General features: G+C 64.9%; 9 protein-coding genes and 2 pseudogenes. 10 read left to right on the plus strand and 1 reads right to left on the minus strand.

The features are described from left to right. The 7 genes and pseudogenes from HV675_RS31250 to HV675_RS31280 form a co-directional block, all read left to right on the plus strand. A pseudogene (locus HV675_RS31250) lies at window positions 1-207 on the plus strand (FtsH protease activity modulator HflK); the annotation flags it as partial. A gap of 11 nt (window positions 208-218) precedes the next feature. Then, complete coding sequence (gene hflC / locus HV675_RS31255; protein WP_175115329.1) at window positions 219-1,127, plus strand: protease modulator HflC; 909 nt, start codon at window positions 219-221, stop codon at window positions 1,125-1,127. 42 nt (window positions 1,128-1,169) lie between these two features. Beyond that, window positions 1,170-1,361: a DUF2065 domain-containing protein gene (locus tag HV675_RS31260; RefSeq protein ID WP_075156799.1), complete on the plus strand. Its 192-nt coding sequence runs from the start codon at window positions 1,170-1,172 to the stop codon at window positions 1,359-1,361. Between the two features lie 310 nt (window positions 1,362-1,671). After that, window positions 1,672-2,820, plus strand: a complete 1,149-nt coding sequence (locus HV675_RS31265) for an ATP phosphoribosyltransferase regulatory subunit (protein WP_175115330.1) — start codon at window positions 1,672-1,674, stop codon at window positions 2,818-2,820. Between the two features lie 102 nt (window positions 2,821-2,922). After that, complete coding sequence (locus HV675_RS31270) at window positions 2,923-4,269, plus strand: adenylosuccinate synthase (RefSeq protein WP_175115331.1); 1,347 nt, start codon at window positions 2,923-2,925, stop codon at window positions 4,267-4,269. A 3-nt stretch (window positions 4,270-4,272) separates the two neighbouring features. Next, complete coding sequence (locus HV675_RS31275; RefSeq protein ID WP_175115332.1) at window positions 4,273-4,848, plus strand: phosphoribosyltransferase; 576 nt, start codon at window positions 4,273-4,275, stop codon at window positions 4,846-4,848. A gap of 366 nt (window positions 4,849-5,214) precedes the next feature. Beyond that, window positions 5,215-7,101 carry a potassium transporter Kup gene (locus HV675_RS31280; protein WP_175115333.1) on the plus strand — a complete coding sequence of 629 codons (1,887 nt, stop codon included), beginning with the start codon at window positions 5,215-5,217 and terminating at the stop codon, window positions 7,099-7,101. Between the two features lie 195 nt (window positions 7,102-7,296). Here HV675_RS31280 and HV675_RS31285 read toward each other — a convergent pair whose 3' ends face one another. Beyond that, on the minus strand, window positions 7,297-9,648 hold the full coding sequence (locus tag HV675_RS31285; RefSeq protein WP_175115334.1) for a Tex family protein: 2,352 nt from the start codon (window positions 9,646-9,648) through the stop codon (window positions 7,297-7,299). Window positions 9,649-10,392: 744 nt separating this feature from the next. Between HV675_RS31285 and HV675_RS31290 the strand changes: the two genes are divergently transcribed. From HV675_RS31290 to HV675_RS31300, 3 genes and pseudogenes are all read left to right on the plus strand, one after another. Then, window positions 10,393-11,127 carry a colicin transporter gene (locus tag HV675_RS31290; RefSeq protein ID WP_425496149.1) on the plus strand — a complete coding sequence of 245 codons (735 nt, stop codon included), beginning with the start codon at window positions 10,393-10,395 and terminating at the stop codon, window positions 11,125-11,127. A gap of 162 nt (window positions 11,128-11,289) precedes the next feature. Beyond that, window positions 11,290-11,502, plus strand: coding sequence for a DUF465 domain-containing protein (locus HV675_RS31295; RefSeq protein ID WP_175115336.1), 213 nt, complete (start codon window positions 11,290-11,292; stop codon window positions 11,500-11,502). Window positions 11,503-11,578: 76 nt separating this feature from the next. Further along, window positions 11,579-11,935 (plus strand): annotated as a pseudogene (locus HV675_RS31300) (hypothetical protein); the annotation flags it as partial.

Here is an 11,935-nt window from a genome sequence, read left to right on the forward strand (position 1 = left end):
AGCGCGGCGGGCGCACAGGCGTCGCCGCAAGGCATGCCGGGCACGATCATCGTCACGCCGCCGACGCCGCAAGCCGTGCCGCAGACGGCGCTTGCGCCAGCCAGCGCCGCGTCCGCGACGCCAGCGAGCCAGCCGGCCGGCGCAAGCGACGCACTGCGTTCGCGGGATTCGTTCCGCAGCCGCGGCCGCGAAGACGACCTGCAATAAGGAGCGCGAACATGAACCGAATCATTGCGCTCGTCATCGCGGTCGTTATCGTGTTGTTCGTCGCGTCGTCGATGGTGTTTACCGTCGATCAGCGGCATATGGCCGTGCTGTCCGCACGCGGCGACGCGGAGCCGACGCTTGCCGGCCCCGGTCTGCATGTGAAGCTGCCGCCGCCGCTGCAAACGGTGACGCCGGTCGACACGCGCATCCAGACACTCGACACGCCTGACGAAGATCACTACGCCGCCGCCGACCGGACCGACATGCTCGTGAACCCGGTCATCAAGTTCCGCGTGACGGACCCGGTCAAGCTCGTCATCGAAACGAAGGGCGACGTGCAGAGCCTGCCGGACCGGCTTGCGCTGATCTCGCGCGGCGCGCTCGCGGATGCGTTCGCGAAGTACAACGTGCCCGACCTGCTGTCGAAACTGCAGACGGTCGGCGACGACGCACGCGCGGGCATGGAAAAAGCGGCGGGATCGCTCGGCGTCGAAATCGTCGGCGTGCAGCTCACGCGCGTCGACTTCCCCGCGTCGATGGCGGACACCGTGTACAAGCGGATGATTGCCGCGCGCGAACAGATCGCGAATCAGGAGCGCGCGCAGGGTACCGCCGAAGCGGACAAGATCAAGGCGGACGCGGCGCAGCAACAGCAGGCGCTGCTCGCGGACGCGTACAGGCAGGCGCAGGCGATCAAGGGCGATGGCGACGGCAAGGCCGCATCGATCGCCGCCGACGCGTACGGTCGCGACCCGCAGTTCTATCAGTTCTATCAGAGCATGCAGGCGTACCGGAACAGCTTCAAGCCGAACGACGTGGTGGTGGTCGATTCGAGCAGCGACTTCTTCCGCTTCATGCGCGGCCCGAACGGCGGGGAGACGACGCCGAACGACGCCGCCGCGCCGCGCAAACATCAATAATCGGAAACGCCGCGGCAATCGGATCGCGGCGGCCTCATTCGAATGGACATAGCCGGATCGTTATTGCTCGCGATCGCCCTGATGCTGATCATCGAAGGGATGTTCCCCTTCGTGTTTCCGGTCGCGTGGCGGGACACGTTTCGTAGAATAGCGGAGCGCCCGCCGCACCATATCCGGATCGGCGGGCTGATCGTAATGGGGCTCGGCCTCGTGCTGCTGCTGATCGCGACCTGACGCGCCGAAGCGGGCGCTGACCGGGTGTACAGCCGACGCACTGAGCGGGCGCACGGAGCGGGGCGGCAGAATGCGCCGGCAGCGGATGCGCGGCAAGCGGGTCGCGCGGCGCACAGCGAACCGTATTGCGGCAATGCGCACCGGCAACCCTGCGACGCGCTTTCGGATACAGCGCGTGCCGCGCCAGCCGAAAGCCCGCGCGCCGGATGCCCCGCCCGGTCGCCGCTTGGGCTGCCGCTTGGCCACACCATTACTCATCTCATTCGCCGGCGCGCATCGCGCGCCTTGCACAACGTCGCAGGACCTATCGATGTCGACCTGGTTACTTCCCGAGAATATTGCCGACGTATTGCCGTCGGAGGCGCGCAAGATCGAAGAGTTGCGGCGCCGCTTGCTGGATCGTTTTCGCGCATACGGCTACGAGATGGTGATGCCGCCCATGCTCGAGTATCTCGAGTCGCTGCTGACGAGCGGCGGCAGCGATCTGAATCTGCGCACCTTCAAACTGGTCGATCAGTTGTCGGGCCGCACCCTCGGGCTGCGCGCCGATATCACGCCGCAGGTCGCGCGCATCGACGCGCATCTGCTCAATCGCCAAGGCGTGACGCGCCTGTGCTATGCGGGCGTGGTGCTGCATACGCGGCCGCGCGGCCTGCATGCGACGCGCGAGCTAATCCAGATCGGCGCGGAAATCTACGGCCATGCGGGGCTCGAAGCCGACCTCGAAATCCAGCAGCTGATGCTCGACGCACTGCGTCTCGCCGGTCTCGCGAAAGTGCGGCTCGATCTGTGTCACGCGGGCGTGCTGGCCGCGCTGATCGACATGGAGCCGGCCGCGGCGACGCTCGGCGAGGCGCTGTATGACGCGCTCGCCGGCAAGGACGTGCCGCGCCTCGTCGAACTCACCGCGCACCTGCAGCCGGCCGTGCGCGACGCGCTGCGCACGCTGCCGACGCTGTACGGCCACGCGGACGTGCTCGACGAAGCGCGCGCGCGTCTGCCTGCTGCGCCGGAAATCGCGCGCGCGCTCGACGATCTGGCGTTCCTCGCCGCACAGGTCGAAGGCGCCGAAGTGATGATCGATCTCGCCGATCTGCGCGGCTATGCGTACCACAGCGGCGTGATGTTCTGCGCGTATGTCGACGGCGTGCCGAACGCGGTCGCGCGCGGCGGCCGTTACGATTATGTCGGCGAGGCGTACGGTCGTGCGCGCGCGGCCACCGGCTTTTCGCTGGACCTGCGCGAAATCGCGCGCATTTCGCCGATCGAGGCGCGCAGCAGCGCGATTCTCGCACCGTGGCAGCACGACGACGCTTTGCGCGCGAGCGTCGCCGCGCTGCGCGACGCGGGCGAAGTGGTGATCCAGGCGTTGCCGGGGCACGACCACGCGCCCGACGAATTCGCGTTCGATCGCGTGCTCGTCGAAGAGGGCGGCGCGTGGCTGGTGCGGCCGCGCTAGAAAGTACCCATGCCCTTGAGCGCAAAGGAAAATTTGCGACAAAAATTCGGAACCTGCGGTGAACCCAGGTAAAATACGTTTTTAACCAGCTCAAGAAACAACATGTCTGCCAGCGCAGTGAATGTGAACCCCGGGCGCAATGTCGTGGTGGTTGGGACCCAGTGGGGTGACGAGGGCAAGGGCAAGATCGTTGACTGGCTGACGGATCACGCGCAAGGCGTCGTTCGTTTCCAGGGCGGTCACAATGCCGGCCATACACTCATCATCGGCGGCAAGAAAACCATCTTGCGCCTCATTCCGTCGGGCATCATGCGCCCGGAAGTCGCGTGCTATATCGGCAATGGCGTCGTGTTGTCGCCGGAGGCGCTCTTCAAGGAAATCGAAGAGCTCGAAGCGGTCGGCCTCGACGTGCAGAAGCGTCTTTTCATCTCCGAAGCGACCACGCTGATCCTGCCGTATCACGTCGCGATCGACCAGGCGCGCGAAGCGAAGAGCGGCGCGGGCAAGATCGGCACGACCGGCCGCGGCATCGGTCCCGCGTATGAAGACAAGGTTGCGCGCCGCGGCCTGCGCGTGCAGGACCTGTTCGAACCGCAGGCCTTCGCGGAACGCCTGCGCGCGAATCTCGACTTCCACAATTTCGTGCTCACGCAATACCTCGGCGCCGCCGCGGTCGACTATCAGCAGACGCTCGACATGATGCTCGGCTATGCGGATCGTCTGAAGCCGATGATCGCCGACGTGTCGCGCCGTCTCTACGACGAAAACCACGCGGGCCGCAACCTGCTGTTCGAAGGCGCGCAAGGCACGCTGCTCGATATCGACCACGGCACCTACCCGTTCGTCACGTCGAGCAACTGCGTCGCGGGCGCGGCCTCGGCGGGCGCGGGCGTCGGTCCGCAGAAGCTCGATTACATCCTCGGCATCACGAAGGCGTATTGCACGCGCGTCGGTTCGGGCCCGTTCCCGAGCGAACTGTACGACGCGGACAATGCCGCGCGCCAGGCGCCGATCGGCCTGACGCTCGCCACGGTCGGCAAGGAGTTCGGCTCGGTCACCGGCCGTCCGCGCCGCACCGGCTGGCTCGATGCGGCCGCGCTGCGCCGCTCGATCCAGATCAACGGCGTGTCGGGCCTGTGCATCACGAAGCTCGACGTGCTCGACGGGCTGGACGAAGTGAACCTGTGTATCGGCTACAAGATGGACGGCAAGGCGGCGGACATCCTGCCGCGCGGCGCCTCGGAAGTCGCGCGCTGCGAGCCGGTGTACGAAACCTTCGCGGGCTGGAAGGAAAGCACGATCGGCATCAAGGAATGGGACAAGCTGCCGGCCAATGCGCGTGCGTACCTGACGCGCGTGCAGGAAGTCGCGGGTGTGCCGATCGACATGGTGTCGACTGGTCCGGATCGCGATGAAACAATTCTGCTGCGTCACCCGTTCAAGGTGTAATCGATGATCCAGGGTGTGCCGATGATCACGATGAAAGACCCGCGCAACGACGACAAGAATCTTTGGGTCGGCTGGGACGAATACCACCGGCTGATCGAACTGCTTGCGCTCGCGGTTCACGAGTCGGGCTGGAAGTTCGACAAGATCCTCTGTCTTGCGCGGGGCGGCTTGCGCGTCGGCGATCAGTTGTCGCGCATCTACGATCTGCCGCTGGCCATTCTCGCAACCAGTTCGTACCGCGAAGCAGCCGGCACGCAGCAAGGCGAACTTGATATTGCGCAGTACATCACGATGACGCGCGGCGAACTGTCAGGCAACGTGTTGCTGGTCGACGACCTGGTCGATTCGGGCGTGACGCTCGCGCGTGTGCAGCAGCATCTGAAAGACCGCTACCCGGCGATTGCATCGGTGCGCTCGGCGGTGCTGTGGTACAAGGCCTGCTCGACGGTGAAGCCGGACTTCTACGTGCAGCATCTGTCGACCAATCCGTGGATTCATCAACCGTTCGAAGAGTGGGACACGGTGCGGCCGCATAATCTCGGCGCATGGATCAAGCGCGGAACACCGCACGAAGCGTGACGAAACCATGACGGTGTGCGGCGAAATGCGAATAACCTGGTTTGAAAACGTCGCATCACGATGAAACGGAGCCCCAAGTACCTATACTGGGCTCCGTTTTCTTTTGTGTGCGCGAATCACGCACAATCGCGGCCGGCGCCTGCCAGTACCCGATGGCGCGGCATTTAGATGCGAATACACAGGGAATACACAGGGTGAGCGTCGCAAACGCGATGTTTGTCGCAGACTTGGTCAAGGCGCGATGCTAAACTTCGGACGTTCCAAGCCTCACGTGGCATTTGCACAACAGGCCAAACGGTCTACTTTCAGGCCCAGTTTAGAATACCGCTCATTTTTGCCGCTGAGGAACGGATTCTTTTCGCGCTTATGACAGACAATCATCACGCGCCGAGGCAACCCTTGCCCGCGCTTGCGGTCGCTGCGATCGGGGTCGTCTTCGGCGACATCGGCACCAGCCCGCTATATTCGCTGAAAGAAGCGTTCAGCCCGTCGCATGGCATTCCGCTCACTCAGGATTCGATTCTCGGCGTGATTTCGCTGCTGTTCTGGGCGATCGTCGTGGTGGTGAGCATCAAGTACGTGCTGTTTGTGATGCGTGCGTCGAATAACGGCGAGGGCGGCGTGCTCGCGCTGATGGCGCTGGCGCTGCGTTCATTCAATCCGCGTACGAGAGCGGCGGGCCTCATCACGATGCTCGGTATTTTCGGCGCCTGCATGTTCTACGGCGACGCGGTAATCACACCGGCCATTTCGGTGATGTCGGCCGTCGAAGGTCTGGAAATCGCGGCGCCGAAGCTCGCGCATCTGGTGCTGCCGCTCACGATGGTCATCCTGCTGCTGCTGTTCTGGATCCAGCGGCACGGCACCGCGGCGGTCGGCCGTCTGTTCGGGCCGATCATGGTGCTGTGGTTCATCACACTCGCGGTGCTCGGGCTGTCGCATATCGTGCAGTCGCCCGAAGTGATCGCGGCGCTCAATCCTTACTACGCGGTTTCATTCATGTCTGCGCACCTGCTGCAGGCTTACGTCGTGCTGGGCTCGGTGGTGCTGGTGCTGACCGGCGCCGAAGCGCTCTATGCGGATATGGGGCACTTCGGCGCGCAGCCGATCCGCTGCGCGTGGTACGTGCTCGTCATGCCGTCGCTGGTGCTGAACTACTTCGGGCAGGGCGCGCTGCTGATGCACGACCCGAAAGCCATCGAAAACCCGTTCTACCTGCTCGCGCCTGAATGGGCGCTGCTGCCGCTCGTCGTGCTGTCGACGGTCGCGACCGTGATCGCATCGCAGGCGGTCATCTCCGGCGCCTATTCGCTGACGAGCCAGGCAATCCAGCTCGGTTATGTACCGCGCATGAAGATCCTGCATACGTCGGAGCTTGCGATCGGGCAGATCTATGTGCCGGTGGTCAACTGGATGCTGCTGTTTATCATTCTGTGCATCGTGATCGGCTTCAAGAGCTCGGACAATCTCGCGGCCGCATACGGTATCGCGGTGACCGCGACGATGGTGATCACCACCATACTGGCGTGCGTCGTGATGGTGAAGGTGTGGAACTGGAACAAGCTCGTCGTCGCGCTGATCATCAGCGGGCTGTTGATCGTCGATCTGGGCTTTTTCGGCGCGAACCTGCTGAAGGTGGCCGACGGCGGCTGGCTGCCGATCGGCATCGGCGCGCTGCTGTTCTTCCTGCTGATGACATGGTTCAAAGGCCGCATGATCGTGAAAGAGCGCACGGCCGCCGACGGTATTCCGCTGATGCCGTTCGTGCAGGGGCTGCTCGCGCACCCACCGCATCGCGTATCGGGCACCGCGATCTACCTGACGGGCAGTTCGACGCTCGTGCCGGTGAGCCTGCTGCATAACCTGAAGCACAACAAGGTGCTGCACGAGCGCACCATTTTCCTCACCTTCATCACGCGCGACATTCCGTACGTCGACGAAGCCGACCGGATGACGGTGAAGGATGTCGGCGGCGGGCTGTTTCTGGTGAAGGCGTTGTACGGCTTCAACGAAACGCCGGACGTGAAGGCGGTGCTGGAAGCGGTGGGGCGCTCGCACGACATCACGTTCGAACTGATGGACACCTCGTTCTTCCTCGCGCGTGAAACGGTTGTGCCGACACAGTTGCCGGGCATGTCGGTGTGGCGCGAGCGCGTGTTCGCGTGGATGCATCAGAATGCCGCGAAGCCGACCGATTTCTTTAGTATTCCCGCCAATCGTGTCGTCGAACTGGGGACGAAGATCGAGATTTGACGTGACGCATTGCGCAGCGCGGATTTTCCGGAGCACCGGCTAAGTCGTGCTCGTGCGAGCCGCCGCCGAAGCAAAAAAAAGCCCATGCACAACAACGTTGTGCATGGGCTTTTTGCCTGAAAGGCCTGACGGGCTGAGTCTGATGAGGGAAACGCGCAGCCGTGCCGCGCATTTCACCCTCGCCGCCGCGCCTGCCTAACGCTGCTTCAGTTTCGCGAACGCCGCGGCCATCGCGCCGGCCGGTTCCGGTTCGCGCGAGCGCTGCGGTCCGCGTGCACCGCCGCCTGCGCGACCCGCGCCGCCGCGATCGTTCGGCGCGCCGCCGCTGCGTGAGCCCGCATTGCCGGCGGCGGCAGCGAAATCGTCGTCGAGGCGCATCGTGAGTGAAATGCGCTGACGCTTCACATCGACCTCGAGCACCTTGACCTTGACGATCTGGCCGGCCTTCACGACCTCATGCGGGTCCTTGATGAACTTCGTCGACATCGCGGAGACGTGCACGAGGCCGTCCTGATGCACGCCGACGTCGATAAACGCACCGAACGCCGCGACGTTCGTGACGACGCCTTCGAGCACCATGCCCGGCGACAGATCCGAAATCTTTTCGACGCCGTCGCGGAAGGTCGCGGTCTTGAACTCGGGACGCGGATCGCGCCCCGGCTTTTCGAGTTCGGCGAGGATGTCACGCACGGTCGGCAGGCCAAAGCGCTCGTCGACGAACTCGGCCGGCGACAGACCGCCGAGCGCTTCACGACTGCCGAGCACATCGGCGACCTGCTTGTTGATTTTCGCGAGCATGCGCTCGACGAGCGGATACGCTTCCGGGTGTACGGACGAACGGTCGAGCGGGTTGTCGCCGCCGTTGATGCGCAGAAAGCCCGCGGCCTGCTCGAAGGTTTTGTCACCGAGACGCGGCACCTTGCGCAACTGCTCGCGCGACGGGAACGGGCCATTCGCATCGCGGTAGTCGACGATATTGCGCGCGAGCGTGGCATTGAGACCGGACACGCGCGCAAGCAGCGCGACCGATGCGGTGTTCGCATCGACACCGACCGCGTTCACGCAATCTTCGACGACCGCATCGAGCGAACGCGCGAGTTCGCGCTGATTGACGTCATGCTGATACTGCCCGACGCCGATCGCCTTCGGCTCGATCTTCACGAGTTCGGCAAGCGGGTCCTGCAGACGGCGCGCGATCGATACCGCGCCGCGCAGCGACACGTCGAGTTCCGGGAATTCCTTGGCCGCCAGTTCGGATGCCGAATAAACCGACGCACCTGCTTCGGACACCACGATTTTCTGCAGCTTGAGCTCAGGATGACGTGCGATCAGTTCGCTCGCGAGCCGGTCCGTTTCACGCGACGCGGTGCCGTTGCCGATGCTGATCAGCTCCGCCCGGCATTGCGCGGCAAGGCGCGCGAGCTTCGCGAGCGAACCGTCCCAGTCGCGGCGCGGCTCGTGCGGATAAATCGTATCGGTGGCGAGCACCTTGCCGGTGCGGTCGACGACCGCTACCTTCACGCCCGTGCGCAGGCCCGGGTCGAGGCCGATCACCGCTTTCGGGCCGGCCGGCGCCGCGAGCAGCAGGTCTTTCAGATTGCGGGCGAAGACGCGGATCGCCTCATGCTCGGCCTGTTCGCGCAGGTTCGTCAGCAGCTCGGTTTCGATATGCGGCTGCACCTTCACGCGCCAGCACCAGCGGCACACGTCGGCCAGCCATTTGTCCGCCGGGCGCGCCTGATTCGCGATGCCGAAGTGGCGCGCGATCAACGCTTCGCCGGGATGCGGGACCTGCGCGTCGAGCTCTTCGCCGAGGCCGAGCTTCACGAGCAGCACGCCCGCATTGCGGCCGCGGAAGAGGGCGAGCGCGCGATGCGACGGCACGGTCTTGATGGTTTCCGCGTAGTCGTAGTAGTCGCGAAATTTTTCGCCTTCTTCGCCTTCCTTGCCCTCGATCACCGCGGACGATACGACGCCCTGATTGAACAGGTAATCGCGCAGCTTGCCGAGCAGCTCCGCGGTTTCGCCGAACTGCTCGGACAGGATGTCGCGCGCGCCGTCGAGCGCCGCTTTGATGTCGGCGACGCCCTTGTCCGCGTCCACATACTGCACGGCTTCCGTTTGCGGATCGAGCAGCGGATTGGCGAGCAGCGCCTGCGCAAGCGGCTCGAGCCCGGCTTCGCGCGCGATCTGCGCACGCGTGCGCCGTTTCGGCTTGTAAGGCAGATAGAGGTCTTCGAGCACCTGTTTGCTGTCGGCGGCTTCGATCGCCGCGCGCAGTTCGTCGGTGAGCTTGCCCTGCTCGTCGATGCTCGCGACGATCGTCGCGCGGCGGTCTTCGAGCTCGCGCAGATAGAGCAGGCGTTCTTCGAGATTGCGCAACTGGGTGTCGTCCAGATTGCCGGTGACTTCCTTCCGGTATCGGGCGATGAACGGAACGGTCGAACCTTCATCGAGAAGTTGCACGGCCGCTGCCACCTGGCGAGGCTGGACAGACAGTTCGGTGGCGATGCGCTGGACGATCTTGAGTGCTACGGTTTCCGTCATAAGGACTTGATGTTCGTGCCGGGTTCGATCTGGGGCCGCTTCACGTGCCGGTTTGCGTGCGGTTTCGCATGCCTGTTGCACCGGCTGGTTTTACAGGCCGGTTCTGCAGGCTGGTTCGCAGGCCGCTACCAGGCCCGCTACTCAGGCCCGCTACCAGGCCGCTACTCAGGCCGCTACTCAGGCGAGGTTACACGCCTGCGTGCGACAGTGCGCGCCTGCATGCGATGCCGCCATCGGCGCGCGCAGGCCGCGATGGCTGAGGCCGCGGGTGAAGCGGATGAAGCGAAATGAAGCAGCGGGGCATTTTGCCATAAATGCCGGGACGCTCAAGCGCAGGATGTTAGAATTTCGGGCATGTTCCGTTGCCCCTCTACGACGTTGCCCACCTCCCGTTTTCCGCTTGCCGCGCGTGTGCCGAGCGCCGTGCCACCGTCGTTTGCGCGAATTTCCGCTGCATGCTTGCGCGTCCCGTCGAAAGACCGGCTTGGCGCCGTCGTACGTGCCTGCCGTGCGGGCATGATGGCGGCCACGACGCTGGGCGTCGTGGCATTCGCGACGCTGGTCATGCCGCTGCCCGCCGTTGCGCAGCAGCTGCGGGGCACCGACGCCGCGTCCGCGGCGCTGTCGACGGATCGAGCCGGCAGCGCAGACGCCGTCGACGGCACGGACGCCGCCGTGCCGGTTCACCCGGACGCCATCGGCAACGACGACGCATCGCAGGACACGGACGACGCGGATAGCGTCATGGCCTCGCCGGCGGACAACGCGTTCGCCGCGCGCCAGAAAGCGCTCGACGCGCGCAGCGCACAGAACAACTACGACTTCGCGGTCGAGCGGCACGACTGCTACAGCACGTTCTTCGTCAATCATTGCGTGAACAAGGCGCGCGATGCGATGCGCGCGGTGCAGGCGGACATCCGCCGCGAACAGCTCACGCTCGACGACGAAAAGCGCGCCGAGCACGCGCGGCAGCGCGACGAGCAGCAGGCGCTGCAAGCGGCGCGCGATGAAGCGCAAGCGCCGCAGCGCGCCGCGCAGGATACCCGCAACGAGCAGGCGTACGAAGACAAGCAGCGCCAGCACGCGCTCGACGAAGCGCAGCGTCAGGCGGAAGCGCCGCAGCGCGCGGCCAACGAAGAGGCGTATCAGCAGAAGCAGCGCCAGCATGCAATCGATCAGGCGCAGCGCGGTGTGAGCCCGGCGCAAGCGGCGGCCAACCAGCAGGCCTATGATCAGAAGCAGGCGGACTTCCAGCGTCAGCTCGATCAGGCGCATCAGCAGGCCGCGCAGAAGGCGCAGGAGCGCGTCGAGAAACAGCAGCGCTATCAGCAGAAGCAGATCGACGCCGAGCAGCACAAGAAGGATATCGAGGCGCGCCAGAAGCAGGCCGCCGAGAAAGCGCAGCAGAAACAGCAGCAAGATCTGCAGCAGCAACAGCAGCTCGAACAGCAGCAAAAGCAGCAGCAACAACAGAAGTAGACAGGACCAGCAACAGCAGCATTGCGTTTCAGGCCGGACAGCAACCTCGAGCGAAACGCGCGCACCGCAGGGTCGACAGGGTCAGCCGGGCCGGACAGGCCAGGTACGCGTCCGGACCCGTCGCGCCGCGCGCGCTTCGCCCATTCTGGAGAGGAGGCGAGCATGCGCGCTCATCACGTCAACGCGGAAACACTTCACGACCGGATTCTGCAACTGGAATCGGAACACAGTGGGCTCGATCGGCTGATCGACCGGATGTCGGAAGAGCCCGGCGTCGACGACCTTGAACTGCAGCGCCTGAAGAAACGCAAGCTCAAGCTGAAGGACACCATCATCCTGCTGCAATTGCAGCTCGAACCGGACGCGCACGGCTGAGTGCGGAACCTGGCAGGCGCCGGGGCCGACCACGCTTACGCGACGCGGGCGCCGGATTTTGCAGGAACCGCTTGCCTTGAACGCACCGCTTGATTCTTCCGCCGATTCTTCCCCCCGCCGCACGCCGGCCGCCGATGCGGCATCAGGCGCCGCGTCCGGCAGGTCGGCCTCGGCTGTCTCCGCCGCAGCTGGCGCGAGCGGCAAAGACGCCGCGCGTGCCGAACGTCATGCCGCGGGCGTTGCACTCGCCGCATCGTTGACGCCGCGGCGTGCGACCGAACTCAGCGATATCTTCGCCGCCGATGGCGTGCTCGCACGGCAGATCGACGGCTACCGGCCGCGCGCATCGCAAATCGATATGGCGCGCGCGGTCGCGGCGGCACTCGAAGCATCGGGGCGCGCGCTGCCCGAGCCCGCGATGTTCGACGCGCAG

It is taken from the genome of Paraburkholderia solisilvae, from assembly GCF_902859875.1.
GTDB classification, from domain to species: Bacteria; Pseudomonadota; Gammaproteobacteria; order Burkholderiales; family Burkholderiaceae; genus Paraburkholderia; species Paraburkholderia solisilvae.